Source organism: Enterobacter cloacae complex sp. 382A5 (assembly GCF_050031095.1).
GTDB lineage: Bacteria > Pseudomonadota > Gammaproteobacteria > Enterobacterales > Enterobacteriaceae > Enterobacter > Enterobacter cloacae.
In genome coordinates this window covers 1-17574 of the sequence record NZ_JBLGVK010000002.1, presented here as the reverse complement: position 1 = coordinate 17574, position 17574 = coordinate 1, and the positions used below count along the sequence as shown (strand labels likewise).

Here is a 17574-nt window from a genome sequence, read left to right as displayed (position 1 = left end):
AAAAAAGCACTGACGACGTCAGTGCTGCCTTTGTGGTGTGCGGTGTTACACTGCCGCAGCCGGTCAGTTCGCCCTTCCTGAATCCGGGGGCGGTTTGTTTTCGGGGACGTTCTGACCGGCACTCCCCCATCACTTGCAGAAATTTCACCGCCCTTTATGTCGCGGTAGGGATACCCGTTACCGGATACCCCCCGCACAGATCCCGGCGTGCGCGATTTACGCACCGGGCTCCTGCCTCGGGTGTCTGGCGGTGAACCGCTCCACAGGCCATGGATGAAGAACCCGAACCCTTGGTAGCCATGCGGCTGCCAGTTTGTTTGCTTTCGTCCAGGTCGTATCATCCTTCTGGCTCCTGCGCCTGAGCGCCCGGCGCCAGAGGTTTGTTACGTGTGTCCTGAACTTCTGCATGGTGGGGAAGTTGCCCGGTACCGAGTGATAGTTCAGGTATCCCTGAACCACTCTCCTGAGCCATTTTCCCTGTTCGGGGATTGAGTAATGCCAGCGCCTTCGCAGACCGTCTTTGATGGCTTTCAGAGTTGCCGTCATCCGATCCCGGCGGGTCTTTCGTATCAGCATGAACCTGCCGTTGCGATCTTTCCCGCTGATGTGCGTGAACCCGAGGAAGTTGAACGTTTCTGGTTTGCCTTTTCCCCTGATGGCACGGTTTTCGGCAGCGAAGCGGCCGAACTCCATCAGACGGGTTTTCTCCGGGTGAACCGTGAGTCCGAACTCCCTCAGTCTGCGCTGCATGGCTATACGGAAGCGCCGGGCATCGTATCGTTTGTCGAACCCGATGACGATGTCATCGGCGTATCTGACCATTACCACATTGCCTGTGGCATAGCGACGTCGCCACTGATGCGCCCACAGATCGAAGACGTAGTGGAGGTATATGTTTGCCAGCAGCGGTGAGATGACCGCACCCTGTGGGGTGCCTTCCTCCGTTGCTCGCCATTGACCCTCCTCCGACGTCCCGGCTGTGAGCCACTTACGTATGAGCCTGATTACCCTCCGGTCGCCGATCCGATGCTCTGTGAACCTGATCAGCCATTCGTGGCTCACCCTGTCAAAGAACTGACTGATGTCGGCATCCAGTACCCAGTTTACGTTAGTGCGTACCAGCCCTGTGGCCAGTGCGTCCAGTGCATCGTGCTGGCTTCGCCCGGGTCTGAACCCGTATGAGAACCCCATAAAGTCGTTTTCATAGACTGCGTTCAGGATTTTCACCAGCGCATACTGGACGATCTTGTCCTCCAGCGAGGCGATGCCGAGCGGGCGTTGTTTTCCATCCGCTTTTGGGATGTAGTGACGCCTGCCGGGCTGCGCCCTGTAGCTGCCCTGATGTAGCCTCCGGTGCAGATCTGTTATGTTGTTCTTCATGTTTCCGGCGTAGTCCATCCACCTGATGCCATCCACTCCGGCGGCCGCTTTCCTGCTCAGGGAGAGGAATGCGGCTTCCAGTGCTTCGACTGTCAGCAGGTGGAACAATGCTGTAAACCGTTCTTTCTTCCGCTGCTTCGCAGCTTCCCGCACGCGTGACAGCCTCTGTGACATGCTTTCCCGGCTCTGTGTCCGGCGCATGTGTGGCTGTTCCGCGTTCCCCTTGGCCCCGCTCCTTCGCTCCACTGACTCCGCTCCTTTCGGGTTGTTCGCCTGCTTCGCCGCTACTATGAGCGAGTCCGACTTCTCCTCTCCGTACATCACCGGCTATGACTCCTCGTCTTCCCGGTGCGGGCCATCTCCGACACTGGCAGATGGTCAGAGGGGAGATCTCCCGGTTCCCGCGTAGAGATCGTATTGACATGCCAGGGTCTCAGACCCCGCCGGGTCCATGTGGCACTCGCAGTATCGCACCCTATGATGTTGCCTTCCGTTAACAGTACAACGTCGGCACCCGGTAATTTAATATACATTTCGTGGCTCAATGGCTGGCCTGTCAACACCCCTGTCAACGCTTCGCCCCATACCTCGCGGTATGCAACGCATGACTCGGGGACCTTGTGGATTGCTGGTCCTTCAATGGTCGGGGACTTTCACCCCTTGATCTCTACCGGTCTCCCGGCGCACACTGTATGTATAACCAGTAAAATTAGAGTGTCAGGAGGAAAGATGAAACTACAACTTTTCAGCACCGGGAAAGAACTCCCGCCACAGGCCCATCCATTGTTTGCCGATCTGGCCAGCTGCGGTTTTCCCAGCCCTGCTGCTGACTATGTCGAGTCCGATCTGGATCTCCATGATTACTGCATACGGCATCCGAGCGCGACGTACTACCTGCGTGCCAGCGGAGACAGCATGGCCGACGGCAGTCTGTACAATGGCGATCTGCTGGTTGTGGACAGTGCTGAAAAGCCGCGGCACGGCGATATCGTTGTCGCCAGCATGCAGGGGGAGTTTACGGTGAAACGGCTTCTGCTGACGCCGCGACTGACGCTGCAGCCCATGAATGCCTCCTGGTCGCCGATTTATCCTGATCCCGACGAGCTGGATATCTTTGGCGTCGTCACGCATATCATCCACCGCCCGAGGGAGATGTACTGATGTTTGCCCTGGCCGATGTGAACAGCTTCTATGCCAGCTGTGAACGTGTTTTCCGCCCGGATTTGAAAGGAAAGCCGATAGTCGTCCTGAGCAACAACGACGGGAATGTAATCGCTCGCAGTGCCGAGGCGAAGCCCTGGATCAAAATGGGAACTCCGTGGTTTCAGATAAAAAACGAAAGATACCCGGAAAAAATATATGCGTTTTCAAGTAATTATGAACTTTACGCCTCGATATCGGCGCGCGTGATGAACTGCCTGGAGGAACTGGCCCCCAGGGTGGAACAGTATTCAATTGATGAGATGTTCCTCGACCTGACCGGCGTGGAGCACTGTATGGGGCTTGAGGACTTCGCCCGGCAGCTGCGTCAGCAGGTGTATGACTGTACCCGCCTGACCATTGGCGTGGGCGCCGGACCAACGAAAACCCTCGCAAAATCAGCCCAGTGGGCCTCAAAAGAGTGGAAACAGTTTCATGGCGTACTCGCTCTGACCAGGGGAAATCCGCAAAGGACGCGGAAACTGCTTTCACTGCAGCCGGTTGAAGAAATCTGGGGGGTGGGTAACCGTATTGCACGCAAGCTAAATGTGCTGGGCATAAAAACCGCGCTCGATCTGGCTCTGACGAACCCGGCCTTCATCCGCAAAAATTTTTCTGTCGTCCTTGAGCGAACGGTACGGGAACTGAACGGGGAAAGCTGCCTTTCGCTTGAGGAAGCCCCTCCGACGAAACAGCAAATTGTCTGCAGCCGCAGTTTTGGCGTGAAGATCACGGAGTACGAGTCACTCCGTCAGGCTATCTGTCAGCACGCAGAGCGGGCCTCTGAAAAACTGCGTAAAGAGCACCAGTATTGCCGGCATATTTCCGTTTTCATCAAAACGTCTCCGTTCGCCATTAAAGAGCCTTACTACGGCAACGTGGCTACGGAAAAACTTCTTACACCCACTCAGGACACCAGGGACATCATTGCAGCCGCTACAACGGCTCTGGAGCGTATCTGGAGGGATGGGCACCGGTATGCCAAAGCCGGAGTTATGCTGAATGACTTCACCGGCTCCGGAGTTTCGCAGCTGCAACTGTTCGACGAACGCCCGCCACGCCCTCACAGTGCTGAGCTGATGAGGGTTCTGGACGGGATCAACAACTCAGGGCTGGGTAAAGTATGGTTTGCGGGGCGGGGTATGGCCCCGGAATGGCAGATGAAACGGGAGATGCTTTCTCCTGCTTATACGACACGATGGTCAGATATTCCTGCAGCGAAACTGGCGTGAAACCATGGCGATTTCACCGTGAAATTCTCAACCTAAACTGCCTAATTACAATAAGTTAGATGTGAAATCGCCATGGCGAAATTATTGACTCAAATTTCTGTCAAGGACTTCGTTGATAGCCTTGTCCAGTTCATCCTGAATCACTTTTGACATACGGCTAAACTCATAAGTCAGCGTGCGCCCTTTCACACGCTTACGCGCGAACTTGTCCTTTTCTTCAAAAGACCAGAGTGGGGAAACCACTGACTTTTCCTTGGGAGATGGATCTATCAATGCCTGAGATGCCTGAGAAATCAGCTTCAGAATACTGGCTTTCTGTTCGTCTTCTGGTCGCTCGCCATCACTCAAAATTGCATCGAGCTGAGCTGATACAGACTGAATGAGTTCTTCAGGCGTTAATCCCTTTTCACCGAGTTTTTCATTAACTTCTAAAAGAAGTTTATAATCACTAAACGATAGCTCCGACTGAACCGGGAACAGAGAAATTAAGTCTTGCGGTACGGCCGCCGCCTGCAGCGCCCTGGTAACTTTAGCCTGAGATAATCCCTCCAGTTCAGCAATTTCCTTTTGATTAAATCCGGACTCTTTAAGAGCGATCAATCTCAGACCAATCTCCCGAAGATTATGTTCTTTAGCTGTCTGGATATCTTTAGCCAGTTGGCGAGCTTCATCAGCTGATAAATGTTCTTCGGTAACCATTACATCAAGGCCTGTACGGACAAAAATTGCTGAGGCTCGCCGTCTTGAACCATCCAGTATCTCAATCCTTTCACTTTGCTTAATACCAATACAGGGAAAGAACTGCTGAAACTTAATCGTCTGGATAATGGATTTCAGAGACTCCCTGGTCAGTGCAAGTTGATCTCTTCCATTGTTTTCCTGGTTTACGAAGGTCTTACTTTCAACTTCAGATGCAGGCACCCGAACAAACCTGAACGTTACCTTCCTGCCGGTTTTTAAGGTAAATACCTGACTTCTACCGGTGTCAGCCATTTCGAGCATTGACGCCTGAGTATTTAACTGTCTGCCGATGGTTTTTCTTTTCTCATTCGACATCACATACCTCCGTTAGTACGAATGAACTCGATGCGATCAAAGACTGCCTTCGCAAAGTCTTCCGCTGCTGATTTTGCGCTTTTTAGTGCCTCTGTACTTCCATCATAGGTTGCTGGATTTGCTGAAATAACTGTGTCAAAAGTCTCCCCACAACGTTCGAAACCATCCAGTCTTGGCAGAACCATGTCTAGCATATCGGCACCGAAAACCTCTTTGGCCTGACTATGGCAAATTTTGTGATCAGACTTGTTCAGGATCTTGGACATGAAGCCGACATTACCGATGAGATTGCAGGTGTGCCCATCCATTTCGATGGAATCTATGAGGGCAGGGAGGCTGGCCACAAACTTCAGGGAAGAATGAAAATCAACCGTCGCCGGTGGAAGAGGGGTCAACATCAGGTCTGCCGCCCCAATGCAGTTTTTCAGGAACGCATCAAGGTGAGGACCACTATCAAGGAAAATAAAGTCGTAGTCATGCTGGAGCTTGTCGATAATGTTCTCTTTAAGCACCGCATGAATATTTTTCCCTGGCAGATGTTCTTCACACAATCCCTTCCAGCCTTCAGCAAGGAATGCATCGTCAATGGAAGCGGGGATTACATCAACACCAGGGATAATAGACGGTACTATAAAATCGGAAAGTAATTCTTCACGAGACACGTTCTGGAGCATGGCCTGAGCAGCCGTATTTTCAACCAAGCCCACTGAATTCTCATGGCTCAGGAACATTGTCAGAGATGCCTGCGGATCGAAATCGATGGCCAGAATACGCAGGTCTTCGAACAGAAGCTGAGGATGAGCTCGAAAAGCATGTGATAATGAAGCGGTAGAAACTGTCTTGGAACCACCACCTTTAAGATTACATACAAAAATCGTAAAGGCTTTATCGAAGCGATCCCTGTACTTCGGTACTTTACGATGGTTATACAGATCGATGACATTCTGAATCGTCATCGCGTATTTCATCGTATTACCAGAAGGTTTCTTTTTAAAAATGTAGCCACCGGCTTCCATTTCGGACACAGCATACTCAACACTGCCTTTACTGAGCTTAGGCAGCTTATACAGAGCGGCTTTGCTGTATTCCTGATAGAACTCGGTAAGCTTCAATTCCTCTTTTTGCTGTCGGATACTTTCGCTCAAAGATGTCAGAAGCTTACCTGCACGTGTAGCGACTTTCCGTAACTGCTCAATATTGTCCATTTATCACCTCATGACGTTTTTTGTCATTTTGAACAAAAAGTGTCATGTTGCAAGAAAAAAATCATATTGTTTTGATTTCGCTCTCAACAGAAGGGGGATGAAGCTCGACGGGCGTGCTACTAAATCACACTGCAGCAACACGCAGACGCACTTTTGACCATCAACAGCAACTCATACAAAAGGGCTTTGAGAAAGGTATTCAACTTGCAAGACAGGAGAGTCATTCAGAAGGATTCTGATTTTAGTTACGACCAGTGCAATGCTGAGCCTTATGTATCAGCGCTCGCCGCAGCCATGTAACCGAGCGTAGCGAGCGAACTGGCGAGGAAGCGAAGAGGAACCGTTCCGGCAGATAGCTCTTACGCTCAGCACAAGAAGAGTTTTCCATCCTCTGTGGGAAACAGGTCAACTTTAATGGACGCTCCGGACTATGGGAAACAGGTCAACTTCGCGGACGGCCCGGACTATGGGAAACAGGTCAACTTCACGGGCGGCCGGGAGTGTGGGGAACAGGTCAACTTCGCGGACGGCCCGGATTATGGGAAACAGGTCAACTTCGCGGGCGGCCGGGACTGTGGGAAACAGGTCAACTTTGCAGACGGCCCGGACTGTGGGAAACAGGTCAACTTCGCGGGCGGCCGGGAGTGTGGGGAACAGGTCAACTTCGCGGACGGCCCGGACTAAGGGAAACAGGTCAGCTTCTCGGACGGCCCGGACTATGGGAAACAGGTCAACTTCTCGGACGGTCGGGAGTGTGGGAAACAGGTCAACTCCGCGTACGGCCCGGACTGTGGGAAACAGGTCAACTTTGCAGACGACCGGGACTGTGGGAAACAGGTCAACTTTGCAGACGACCGGGACTGTGGGAAACAGGTCAACTCCGCAGACGGCCCGGACTGTGGGAAACAGGTCAACTACGCAGACAGCCGCGATTGCGGGAAACAGGTCAAGTTAGGCAAGCACTATGGGAAACACAGCAAGTTCAGTATCCCCCCATATGTCAGCAACAAACTAAGGGGGGAGGAAATAAAAATTACAGACTATTGTTTTTTATCAAGAAAATTAAACAGCAAGCGACCATCTTCTTCAGTGGTATATGTTACCTTTAATGGCGTCTTCTCATTAATTTTCTTCAGAGCAGGTTCCAGGAAGGTACGCTTCATTTCAGCAATATTGTTTTTCTGCGAGGCAGGGAGCATAAACCTTTCACATAACCAGTCATGTGTGGTGATCCAGACACCAGTGCTCCGGAACTGACACAGGCTTTCATAAAGCCGGATGACACGAACACTATTAAGCTGGCCACAGTCATAGAGAGAATAGGTAGTGAACTGGGAGGTTAAGCCGACCAGGAATGGCATGACCTTGTAGTTAAATTCAATCTGCCAGGAACCCCGGCCTCGCTTCATTCCTGCTTCAGCCAGCCACGGACGTTTAACTTCTTCAAACTCACCTTCTTTTGGATAAAAGGTAACCGTTGATTCGCCCAGAGCATTTACCCCAGCCTTCACATCACGACTGGCGACAGACGTAGCGACATTGAAGTATTTGACGTAATCGGAAACGCTGATTTTGAAGAGCGGCAATACGTCAGAGTCATCTTCCTGGCTGTCATTAAAATAGGCCTGCATGAGGCATAACCACAGCACACGTTTTGCCTGAAGAGGCAGGTAATATGCAGCTTCGGTCAATTCGTTAGATTGCTTTATACTGGCGCGTTTTTTAAACGTTTTAGTAGCTGGCAAGAGTGCTTGAGTATCCATTTCAATGCCTATGGGTAAATTTTTACCCACCCATAATGACAGTGAAAACAGAAATTGCAAGCTATCGCGATACTTATCCACCGGAAAAATCTGCACTTTATCCACAAGTGGATAATTGAGAACTGAACTTGACCTCTTTCCCATAGCTTGTTGATGCGTATCCCATAGCTTGTTGACACAAAACCCACTGATACGTGATTAATTTCCCATATTATGTTTACCAGTTGCCCATACAGGCCCCCTCTCAGGCCGCACTGTACGCGGCTTTCAGGCTCCCTAAAAGATGTAAAATAAAGAAAAAGAATAAAAAAGTACTTTATAAAAATATGCCCGTGGATAAGTGGATAACCCCGAGGAGAGGTGATTTTTCAGGCATTGAGCGTAAGCAGAATTTATAAGTTTTGTTCCCTGGTGCTTCCTCGCTCACTCGGGGCTTCGCCCTGTCGCTCGACTGCGGCGAGCACTGCTGGCTCGATCATATCCGTGGCCGGAAGATACTACTCCTCCCCCGAGTCGCTCTCCAGAGCCGGCTACAGCGAGACAACCCGCACGAAGATTTCTATCGTCCCTGCAGACATATTCGAATCGTTTTTATTAACCCTGGCTTCCGTCGTGACAGAACACTACGTCCTGTAAAAGGGGGACTAAGGCCCCTGAATCACACACCTGAAATTAATAATGCGGAGTTTTACGATAATGTCATTGCTGGAAACTTTCCTGACCGCTTCTCAGGGGGCAACAATCCTGTTCCTTGCCATGCTGATCTACTGGCAAAAGCGATAAATCCAAGCGGGCTGGCCTTTGGCCAGCTTCGCTGTATAAGGGGAAAAATGCGGCATATCCAGACATTTCACTAGGCAATTTGAATTCAGATATCTATGCTTGGGATCCGGTCAACAGGAGGTAACAAGATGAAACTTGAAACTATACAGATAGATAATACCGTAAGGAGTGGTCTTAATTCTTTCACTGACGGGGTGATTATTCGTGATACAAAGGTATTGATCACGCTCAATCTCCCGGATGGACAGAAAACCACTATTGAGGGGGAATGGCGGCATATGTCGGACGCCAACAGGTTGTCAGAACGTATTACGATGCTTCAGCATGCGATCTATGAGCAGTATGAGGAATACAGAGCAGATATTCCCGTCAGCTGGTCCAGATAACGTCTGACAGACCTCCCCGGCGAGCAGGACGTTCGCCAGCATCATTCTCCTAAGTACTTAAATATTCCCTTTCAGCATGGCTACCGCATCCGCTTCGGGCATCTGAAACTGAACTCGATGCCGCGCAGCAACATCAAGTGCGAACACCTTCGTATAGACTTCCGTCGAGCTAATCGATTTGTGGCCCATCAGGCTCTGCAAAACCTTCAGTGGTATGCCGGCATACAGCATATGCATCGCGTAGGAGTGGCGGAACGTATGCGGGGTGACCGGCACCGAGAATGTCACCCCGTCGACGGCGGCCGCTTCAACCGCTTCGCCAATCCAGGTCCGTACTGTCCGGTCGGTGATGTCCCAGATGCGGGCTTTCTCTGTTCTGCCGGTACGCTTGTTGCGTCTTTCCAGCGGAATTTTCAGGGTGGCCACCATCATCTGCAGCTGGCTGACGTAGTGGTGATCGGAAAGCGGAACCAGACGATGAGCCTGGCTACCGGCGGGAGCTCGGCCGGCTGTCCTGGCCGCTTTTTCGGTGCGCTGCTTAAGCGTGGCCAGCTGCACGAACGGATACGGTGGCACCAGCGAAAAATCCCCCCGGGTCAGCGCCAGCGCCTCGTTGATACGTGCGCCGGTGTTCCAGAGGGTTGCCAGCAGCATCTTGCGGTGCAAATCGGGCACATAATGGAGCAGGGCGCTGACTTCCGGTGCCAGCAGGTATTTCGGTAGTTCATCTTGAACGAGCGCCATCTGGCGCAGGGCCAGCGCGGCGGGATAGTCAATGGCCACCGGCATTTGCGCCGGCTGCTGCGGGTGAGAATATGATAAGAGGCCGCTCATTGGTTTGACATTCCATCAGGTATCACTAATTGATTCCACTCCCTGTTGCGGGTAGCTTCAGCAGCGCGCAGGGCTCTTTCGCGCCTCCAGACTTTACGAAACACGGAAACTGCAGACCATTCATCATGACCTGTAAGACGTGTTTCGGGCATCCCGGTTGCCTTGCGCAGACGGACGGCAAGAATGACAGCGTTGATGCCCAAGCGCGTGAACTGATACTGCCGTTCCCTGAAATAGTCCTTATGCCAAGGAGGGTCGGAGTATTCGGCGGCATATGCAATTGCCCTGTGGGCCTCATCCTGGAGCACCGGCAGTTCACGGATGCGATACATAAGACGTGGCTCTAAAGTCCGCCAGTCACCGGAGACATCGATCAGATTCAGTTCAGGGTAATTCGTGACAGCTTTTCTCTCAGGCTGGGGGGCATCATCATCCTGGCCGTCATCCGTCACAACCCGGAAACAACCCTCAGCATACCGTTCAAGCATGAATACCAACTCGGTGGCAATGTAATGCAGTTCCTTTTTCATTTTATCTTCTGACGCCTGTCTCTCACGCTTAAGCGTGAAATAATGTGTCAGCCAGATGCCAGTGAGTGTTATACCCCCAGTAAGCAGGCCAGTGATAAGCCCGGTTGCCACGTTTCCCCAGATCCCCGCCCCTTGATTAATCAGCTGTACGGAAACCGGATGGGATGTCGCAGCAACTATACTCTCAGTTGCGGCCTGTATATCAGTCATTGATCATTTACCCCTTTATATTCCTGAGAAATCCCGCCCTCTGTCCGTAGTCAGCGGCCGGCAGCCAGCTCTTCAGCCAGTTTCACAAACCTTTTGTGCTCAGTCTGCAGGTAATGGCTGTAAATCCGGGCATCACGTTCTGTCAGTCCGGATGGATTGCCGGTGAAGTAACGTTGCAGCACCGCAATACAGTGATTGTAGGTATCGAGATCATATTCCCAGTTTCCCAGCTCACCGGCCGCATCCAGTTCCTGGCGAAACTGCTCGTATTTACGGAGCAGAATGCCAAGACCTAATTCTGTTGCAGCATAAAGATTATTTTCTCCTGGCGCGGAAATCGCATTACGGATTTTTTCAAAAGCATAACTGAAATCATTTCTCTCATTGAATGCAGTAAACATGTCCTTTCCTCAGTTGAATAGTTAGCCGTGCAATTTTACCACACCTCAATCATCGTCAGATGAGTGCCACTCTGTCGCGACAGTGACTTTCACGAGAGTGATTTTCACATACTAAAATAATAAGCAGCCATATAACAACGTAATTAAATTACCTGACGGCCGCTCTGGCCGGATCCGACTTTTATGTTATTCCACAGTTTCCGGAAGTGTACCACGCACACGGAATAACCACAGCGCCCTTTCAGGGTGGTGAGCGGCCGGTCACGGGGCAGGGGAGGGGCACAACATATATGGTCACTGACAGCTGGAAACACCGCTACATCTTGTGTTTCCGGGCCGCTGCGCGCCGGCGGGGCTGAATCAGATCCGGAACTCAGGGTTTTCGGATCTGCGTGGAAATGAGAAGAGGCAGGCGTTGCTGTAGCAAAACAGTCATCACGGTCATTAATTAATGATGTATCACAATTTTAGGAATCAAAACAAATTGATTAATGGATAACAATAAAATGCTAGGTTAGCATGAAGAGCAAAACAAACATGCAAGGAACGATGATGCTCAGCCAGCTTAACCTGCGTTTTCATAAAAAGCTGATCGAGGCGCTGAAAGTGCGCGCCGGCCGCGAAAATACTTCGGTCAACGCCCTGGCCGAACGCTTCCTCGATGACGGCCTGAAAACGGTCGCGCCCGGCGACGGGTATTTTCAGCTCATTGCCGATCCGGAGGCCACGGTCCGGCAGCTGTACCGGCATATCATTCTGGGCCAGACCTTCGGCACGTCAGCGCTCTCCCGCGACGAACTGCGCTTTGTCCTGGTTCACGCCAGGGAGGCCTTCCTGCGCGGGCATAACAGGCTGGCCACACTCCCGGCCCTGGACACGCTGCTGGACATCACCGGCAACCTGCTGGCCTGGCAGGTGGAGCACGATCGCCCTGTGGACGGTCACTACCTGAAGGGGATTTTCCGCCTGGCCGGGAAAAACTGGACGGAAGAGTTTGACGCCTTCCGGGCAGCGCTGCGCCCCGTGGTGGATCAGATGTATGCCGAACACCTCCTGCGTCCGCTCGAGAGCGACTGTTTTGGCCTGGCGGAGGTGCCGGACGCGGTGCTGGCAGAAATCTTCACCCTGCCGCGGCTGAAGGCCGTTTTCCCGCTGATGCTGCGCGGGCTGGACTGGAGCGGGGAGAAGGCCCGAGATCTGGCTCAGGAGCTGCGCCCGGTTATTTCTGCCGTCACGGAAACCATTGAGGCCGGCACGCTGCGCCTGGAGATCCGCGTTGACGGCCTGCGCCCTGGAGAACGCCCGGGGGCCTGGTACACCACGCCCCGTCTGCATCTGCTGATCACCGGACAGGACTTCGTGGTGCCATACGGCTGGGAAACGTTCTCCGAACTGCTGGGACTGTTCAGCCTGTACGCACGACATCCGGAAGCCCTGGCGCACGGTCACCAGGGGGAGCGCGTGATGTTCTCCCCGCCCGGGCATGTCACGCCGGAGGGATTTTTCGGTATCGACGGCCTGCGGATTTTTATGCCGGCGGAGGCCTTTGAGACGCTGGTCCGGGAGCTCGCCACGCGGTGTCAAGAAGGCCCGCTGGCGGAGGCCCTGACCGGGCTGCGCTACCTGTACGGAGATCTGTAATATGAAAATACTGAGGCAGCTGTGGAACCAGAAAGGGCTTGATGCTGCAGTTGAAGATGTACCTGAGGATCGATACGGTTTCGGTAATATCGCAGAAAATATATCCCGTTCCATCCTTACTCTTCCTCAGGAGGCTTCAAATGTTGTCGGAATAGAAGGTGCATGGGGATCGGGTAAAACAAGCCTCCTTAATCTGATCCTGAGAAACCTTGCCCTGAACAAAGATGCTCACACGCATGTGCTGCATATTTCTCCCTGGCTGAGTGGTGGCAGTCCGGTTGAAGCGCTCTTTCTTCCGGTTGCCACGGTTATCCAGCAGGAAATGGAAAAACGCTATCCCCCGAAGGGCTTCAAAAAGCTCTGGCGTAAATATCTGTTGTCACCGGAAGCTCAAAAAGTGATTGAGTATGCTCAGGATACTTCATCGCGCGTCCTTCCACTGGTTCAGTATATCGGACAGTTTTCCAGCATTATTAACTGGATAGCAGGCGGAATAAAGGTATTTTCAGACAGCCGTCTGGCTGTTGATCAGAAAACCACGACAAAGCTTCGGGCTGAAATTGCAGGACAACTGGTGAATCTGGATCTGAAGTTCATTGTTGTCATGGATGATCTGGACCGGCTGGAGCCATCCCAGGTGGCGGAAGTGTTCAGGCTTGTGCGTGCAGTAGCCGATCTGCCCCGCTTTACCCATATTCTCTGTTATGACAGGCAGATTATCACTCATGCCGTTGAACATGCGCTGAATATCGAAGATGGCAGCCGTTACCTCCAGAAAATCATTCAGCTTAGTTTTAAATTACCCCGACCTGAAGCCTTTGATTTACGTAATGAATTTCGCCAGCGGGCTGAGGCTCTATATCAGCAAATTAATAATCAACCGCCAGACTCTGGAATGGTAAGGGATCTCGTCGCGGTGACTGATACCTATGGTGCGGCACTTTCGACGCCACGGGAAATCCATCAGGCCATTAATTCCCTGATTTTTCTTTATCCGGGGATGCGGGATTTTGTTTATTTCCCTGATTTGTGCCTGCTTCAGCTTATACGGGTGACAAACCCGGCTCTGTATGACTGGACAGAGCATTACCTGACAGAACGGTCCGTGATTGAAGCCGGTCAGGGTATGCTTTCAGACGGAGAGAAAGCAGACTTCCGAGAGGGGCTTATCAGATGTATGAAGACGTTCAGGGCATCAAATGCAGACTCGTTTCTGACACTTGCAGACTGGATCCCTGGTATCAGTGGACATAATGATGAATATCTGAATCTTTTTGAGCCCGTCAGTGAGGATTTTCGTCATATCCAGACGACTGGTAAACGACTCAGCAGCCTGACGCACTGGCGATATTATTTTGCCTTCTCCTCTCCACAGAATGTTCTGCCACCTGAATTCTTCAGACAGCTTTTTGAGCAGGCTGGCGTATCGGAAAAACAGCAGCAGCTTTCTGAATTGCTGCTCTCAAAAATCAACAGTGTGGGCAGTCTGTCCGGAACCTGGTTTGAACATATACTTAGCAGACTGACTCCGGGCCTGATAAGAGAACGCAATTTCGAAGAGTGCGCAGGACTGGTTCATTTTTTCTTCGATCACACCGATGAGGTGAGCACTCGCTTCAGTATCCGTAACCCATGGTTTTCCCTGCGTGAAATGGCCATTAATGAGGTTGTACGGCATCTGCTGAAGCATATGCAGGATATTGATGAGACCAGAACGATCACGCTTATGGAAAAGCTGATCGTTACGGGTGCTTCGCCGTTCTGGATAGCCGATTTTATGCGGGATCTTATCTGGGAACACGGACTTGCTCAGAATACAGTACCTTCGCCTTCAGACGCTCTTTTCAGTCGCGATATTACGGAACGGTTGCGTGACAGGTTTGCTGAACGTATGAATCAGCCAGAACTTCAGCAACAGCTTCTCCTGCGCAAGTCTCTTCTCGGGTATCTCTACGCCTGGAGAGACATGAGTTCAGGTGAAACCGTGAAGCAATGGGTCAGAGAAGTTACTACCACTGATGAAGGACTTGTTGACCTGTTGATACGATTACAGACCAGTGTCTTCAGCTCCCACCGAGGGGCATATCGCCGGATTGCGCGTGACCAGGTCAGTCCGTTCTTTGATGACTGGCCAGCAGTCGAAGAGAAGTTGAAGGTTATGCTGTCCGGCAACGAGCTGACTCCGGAGCAGGAAGCACTCAAAACAGCGCTGGAAAATGACGACTGACCAAAAATTAAGGCCGCTTAGCGGCCTTTTTCTTACTAAATGAAGGGGATCAGGCGCTTAATGCTTTATCCTTGTCAAAAGGAACACCGGCATACGTAAGCTCACTCAGCAGTTTGCGTTTCCATCCACCATGCTCATCAAGCTCGGTATAGAGAACCCCGGCAAGATCTGAAGGGATTTCGATATCTCCCTTCCTGAGTACGAGTACTTTCCCGCGTCCAAGCTTCCCGGCGAAATATCCTAGCTCATACAGGACATTCTGGCGTGCACGCAGACGTGTGCTTTCAGATGCCAGAGCACTGCCGCTATCGTCGGGTGTCATCAGCACGATGGCAAAACTGACATCCCCTGACTCCGCTTCAAATTTCTCTATAATCGTCCTGGATCCGTCAGGACGTTCAGAAAGAATGATTTCCTCAAGCCCTATCCGGGATATAAAACGGGCAACAGACTGAAGGGCATCATTATCATGACCATGAACAATAAAAATTTTTCGGGAGGCCGGACGAAACACTGCAGGTTCGGGATCGTGTTGGTTTTCCACATACAACTGGTAATCGCGCACGAACGGGACAACTAATGATGACGTGAATTTTCGAATGGATTCAATAATGTTTCGATCATAGAAAAATGTATGACAGAAATTAAAGGAAAAATTGTTATCGGCTGCCATTTTCTCGATCAGCAGCAACTTCAGGCCCAAAATATCAGCGGGCTCATCAGGCCACTGTAGTACAGCGGAACCAGCCATGCTGGATTCAGTATCTTCACTCCTGGACAGAAAGGTATCAAGTTCAACATTGCGGGTCAGATGTGCATTAACTGACTGCAGATTCTCTGAGTTCAACAGCCGGGCCAATTGCTTGAGAGGCTGCTGGTAGTTCTGAACGTCAGCGCGCTGAAGGTCGAATACGCAATTTTTAAGTGACTGAAAGATATCAATTGCCATCCTGCCCGCTCTCCTGTCTTTGTTGTTCTGCACTGTCCAGAATCTGTTGGCGCAGATTTTCTTTCATGTGTTCGATTAATTGGCTGACCATCGGATTAGTAGCATAACCAGAAGTGCGTTCGTGCACCATGGAATAGGCTTCCTGAATCGCGTTCTCTATGCTGACAGGATCGTTAGCATCGAAGTGGACATCATAACTTCCGTTTAATGCCTCTGTTGCTCTCTCAACTTCTTTTAGCTGTTTCTGCATTTTGTCTAAACCTTTGATTTTGACGCTCATAACAACCTCCGGACTAAGCGAGATGTATCAACCTTTATAGATAGCACGTTGGAGATGAGGGGTAAGGGATATCACTCAAATTCCATGCAATTTCATTAAGATCCGACTTCACCAGAAATCGGATCCCGGGAGGAGAAAAGAGGGATTATTGCAGGATAATCATAAAAAATAGCAGATTGTTGAGATGAGAAGATTATTGATGATTTAGCAACAATCATAATAATTATACACATTTCAGCACAAATCAGAAAGACCATGCGAAGGTGCAGAGTCTTATTGTATTGTAGGCCTGCACAGTACGCTAATACATAACACAAGTGAGGGAGCATGAACTTTGATGCCGTACAGGTTGATATAAACGATATTCTTTCAGTTAACAGACGCTACGTTATTCCCCGAAATCAGCGGGACTTCAGCTGGGAAAAACTTCAGCTTGATGAGTTCTGGGATGATATCAAAAGAAATGTTCAGTACGAGAACGGGAGCTTCAGCCATGCTGAGTACTTCCTCGGGACAGTCGTTTTGTCTGGCACAACCGACAGTTCAATGCTGGAAATTATTGATGGTCAGCAACGTCTTTCCGTTATAACTATTCTGATATCACTCATTTCAAGAAAGCTCAGATCTCTCAACTATATAGAGAGCTCGGATGATATAGTTAATACCTATCTTGTGTCAAAAGCATCCATCATCTCAGCGAAAGCACATCTCACAGAAAAAATATCTAAAAGCAACGGCCGTGATTTTTTTAAACTTAAATGTCAGTCGAAAGAAGATTGCAATCCAAAGGTTAAATCTGATGAAGACGAAAAGATAAACTACGCCTACACTTACTTTGAAAAAAAATTAGAGAAACAGGAAGCATGTAAATTACTAAATAAAAGCAAAAAAGGTGTAAAGTATTCAGAGGAAGAATATATTCAGTGTCTCGATGCAATACTAAAGATGATAACATCTTATCTTAAGGTTGTCCGTATACTAGTTCCATCTACTGATGATGCTTACGACGTATTCGAGGTTCTGAATGCAAGAGGCATCAGCCTGAGTTCGATTGACTTGATAAAAAATAAGATTTTGCAGTACTGTTCCCAAGAAACAGATATGTATCCTGAAGACACTGCCAAAAAACAATGGACAGCAATTGAAAACGGACTTATAGAGCTGAAAAGTAAAATAACTATGTCTGATTACATCAGAATATGGTGGATGTCCAATTTTGGATATATTGGAGAAGATCAGTTATATCGTTCATTCAAGAAAAAAATAGCTGATAAAAGCGCGACCGTCACACCGGAATCATTTTTAAGTCAAATGGAAAAAGATTCATCGCTCTTTTTTAAAATATGTGAACCACAAGAGAGTGACTGGCCAGGCCTGAATCAGAAAAAAATATACAGAATCCTGCGAAATCTTATCACATTTAACGTAACCATTCAGAGGCCTCTGGTACTGGCATTACTCAGAGTACGAGAAAATAAATCCACAGCTAAATATCTT

General features: G+C 50.2%; 17 protein-coding genes and 1 pseudogene. 8 read left to right on the top strand and 10 right to left on the bottom strand.

The window, feature by feature from the left end:
• Nucleotides 1-216 precede the first annotated feature (216 nt).
• Entirely contained in the window at nucleotides 217-1704 is a 1488-nt protein-coding gene (ltrA, locus tag ACQG2G_RS22675; protein WP_004178082.1) for a group II intron reverse transcriptase/maturase, read from the bottom strand.
• A gap of 405 nt (nucleotides 1705-2109) precedes the next feature.
• On the opposite strand from ltrA, the gene umuD reads away from it, so the two are divergent.
• Together umuD and ACQG2G_RS22665 are read left to right on the top strand one after the other, a co-directional pair.
• Entirely contained in the window at nucleotides 2110-2541 is a 432-nt protein-coding gene (gene umuD / locus ACQG2G_RS22670) for a translesion error-prone DNA polymerase V autoproteolytic subunit (RefSeq protein WP_000776034.1), read from the top strand.
• The gene (locus ACQG2G_RS22665; RefSeq protein WP_004118291.1) at nucleotides 2541-3812 is read left to right on the top strand and encodes a Y-family DNA polymerase; all 1272 of its coding nucleotides are present in this window, start codon (nucleotides 2541-2543) and stop codon (nucleotides 3810-3812) included. The genes umuD and ACQG2G_RS22665 overlap by 1 nt, the downstream gene beginning before the upstream one ends.
• Nucleotides 3813-3893: 81 nt before the next feature.
• Here ACQG2G_RS22665 and ACQG2G_RS22660 read toward each other — a convergent pair whose 3' ends face one another.
• Nucleotides 3894-4868 (bottom strand): ParB family protein, encoded by a 975-nt coding sequence (locus tag ACQG2G_RS22660; RefSeq protein WP_000064120.1) that lies wholly within the window; start codon nucleotides 4866-4868, stop codon nucleotides 3894-3896.
• Nucleotides 4868-6073, bottom strand: coding sequence for an AAA family ATPase (locus ACQG2G_RS22655; protein ID WP_000368714.1), 1206 nt, complete (start codon nucleotides 6071-6073; stop codon nucleotides 4868-4870). The genes ACQG2G_RS22660 and ACQG2G_RS22655 overlap by 1 nt, the downstream gene beginning before the upstream one ends.
• Before the next feature lie 414 nt (nucleotides 6074-6487).
• Here ACQG2G_RS22655 and ACQG2G_RS22650 point away from each other — a divergent pair, with 414 nt between their 5' ends.
• Nucleotides 6488-6757: a hypothetical protein gene (locus ACQG2G_RS22650; RefSeq protein WP_000339857.1), complete on the top strand. Its 270-nt coding sequence runs from the start codon at nucleotides 6488-6490 to the stop codon at nucleotides 6755-6757.
• A gap of 356 nt (nucleotides 6758-7113) precedes the next feature.
• On the opposite strand, the gene ACQG2G_RS22645 is transcribed toward ACQG2G_RS22650, so the two are convergent.
• Nucleotides 7114-7980 (bottom strand): replication initiation protein, encoded by an 867-nt coding sequence (locus ACQG2G_RS22645; protein WP_004118283.1) that lies wholly within the window; start codon nucleotides 7978-7980, stop codon nucleotides 7114-7116.
• Between the two features lie 534 nt (nucleotides 7981-8514).
• Between ACQG2G_RS22645 and ACQG2G_RS22640 the strand changes: the two genes are divergently transcribed.
• Both ACQG2G_RS22640 and ACQG2G_RS22635 read left to right on the top strand, forming a co-directional pair.
• Nucleotides 8515-8619: a hypothetical protein gene (locus ACQG2G_RS22640; protein ID WP_032409716.1), complete on the top strand. Its 105-nt coding sequence runs from the start codon at nucleotides 8515-8517 to the stop codon at nucleotides 8617-8619.
• Nucleotides 8620-8747: 128 nt separating this feature from the next.
• Complete coding sequence (locus tag ACQG2G_RS22635; RefSeq protein ID WP_000764642.1) at nucleotides 8748-9005, top strand: hypothetical protein; 258 nt, start codon at nucleotides 8748-8750, stop codon at nucleotides 9003-9005.
• A gap of 57 nt (nucleotides 9006-9062) precedes the next feature.
• On the opposite strand, the gene ACQG2G_RS22630 is transcribed toward ACQG2G_RS22635, so the two are convergent.
• From ACQG2G_RS22630 to ACQG2G_RS22615, 4 genes and pseudogenes are all read right to left on the bottom strand, one after another.
• Entirely contained in the window at nucleotides 9063-9839 is a 777-nt protein-coding gene (locus tag ACQG2G_RS22630) for a site-specific integrase (protein WP_000015958.1), read from the bottom strand.
• On the bottom strand, nucleotides 9836-10579 hold the full coding sequence (locus ACQG2G_RS22625; protein WP_000129823.1) for a hypothetical protein: 744 nt from the start codon (nucleotides 10577-10579) through the stop codon (nucleotides 9836-9838). Before ACQG2G_RS22625 ends, ACQG2G_RS22630 begins: the two co-directional genes overlap by 4 nt.
• Nucleotides 10580-10629: 50 nt before the next feature.
• On the bottom strand, nucleotides 10630-10980 hold the full coding sequence (locus ACQG2G_RS22620; RefSeq protein WP_000493378.1) for a hypothetical protein: 351 nt from the start codon (nucleotides 10978-10980) through the stop codon (nucleotides 10630-10632).
• 143 nt (nucleotides 10981-11123) lie between these two features.
• Nucleotides 11124-11372, bottom strand: a pseudogene (locus ACQG2G_RS22615) (hypothetical protein); the annotation flags it as partial.
• A 160-nt stretch (nucleotides 11373-11532) separates the two neighbouring features.
• Between ACQG2G_RS22615 and pifC the strand changes: the two are divergent.
• Together pifC and ACQG2G_RS22605 are read left to right on the top strand one after the other, a co-directional pair.
• On the top strand, nucleotides 11533-12621 hold the full coding sequence (gene pifC / locus ACQG2G_RS22610; RefSeq protein WP_104453461.1) for a transcriptional repressor PifC: 1089 nt from the start codon (nucleotides 11533-11535) through the stop codon (nucleotides 12619-12621).
• Nucleotide 12622: 1 nt separating this feature from the next.
• Nucleotides 12623-14848, top strand: a complete 2226-nt coding sequence (locus ACQG2G_RS22605; RefSeq protein ID WP_104453460.1) for a KAP family P-loop NTPase fold protein — start codon at nucleotides 12623-12625, stop codon at nucleotides 14846-14848.
• Nucleotides 14849-14897: 49 nt separating this feature from the next.
• Here ACQG2G_RS22605 and ACQG2G_RS22600 read toward each other — a convergent pair whose 3' ends face one another.
• Together ACQG2G_RS22600 and ACQG2G_RS22595 are read right to left on the bottom strand one after the other, a co-directional pair.
• The gene (locus ACQG2G_RS22600) at nucleotides 14898-15797 is read right to left on the bottom strand and encodes a TIR domain-containing protein (protein WP_032650492.1); all 900 of its coding nucleotides are present in this window, start codon (nucleotides 15795-15797) and stop codon (nucleotides 14898-14900) included.
• Nucleotides 15787-16077, bottom strand: coding sequence for a hypothetical protein (locus ACQG2G_RS22595; RefSeq protein ID WP_045324939.1), 291 nt, complete (start codon nucleotides 16075-16077; stop codon nucleotides 15787-15789). The genes ACQG2G_RS22600 and ACQG2G_RS22595 overlap by 11 nt, the downstream gene beginning before the upstream one ends.
• Nucleotides 16078-16404: 327 nt before the next feature.
• Here ACQG2G_RS22595 and ACQG2G_RS22590 point away from each other — a divergent pair.
• A partial coding sequence (locus ACQG2G_RS22590; RefSeq protein WP_426769488.1) for a DUF262 domain-containing protein occupies nucleotides 16405-17574 on the top strand: 1170 nt, incomplete at its 3' end.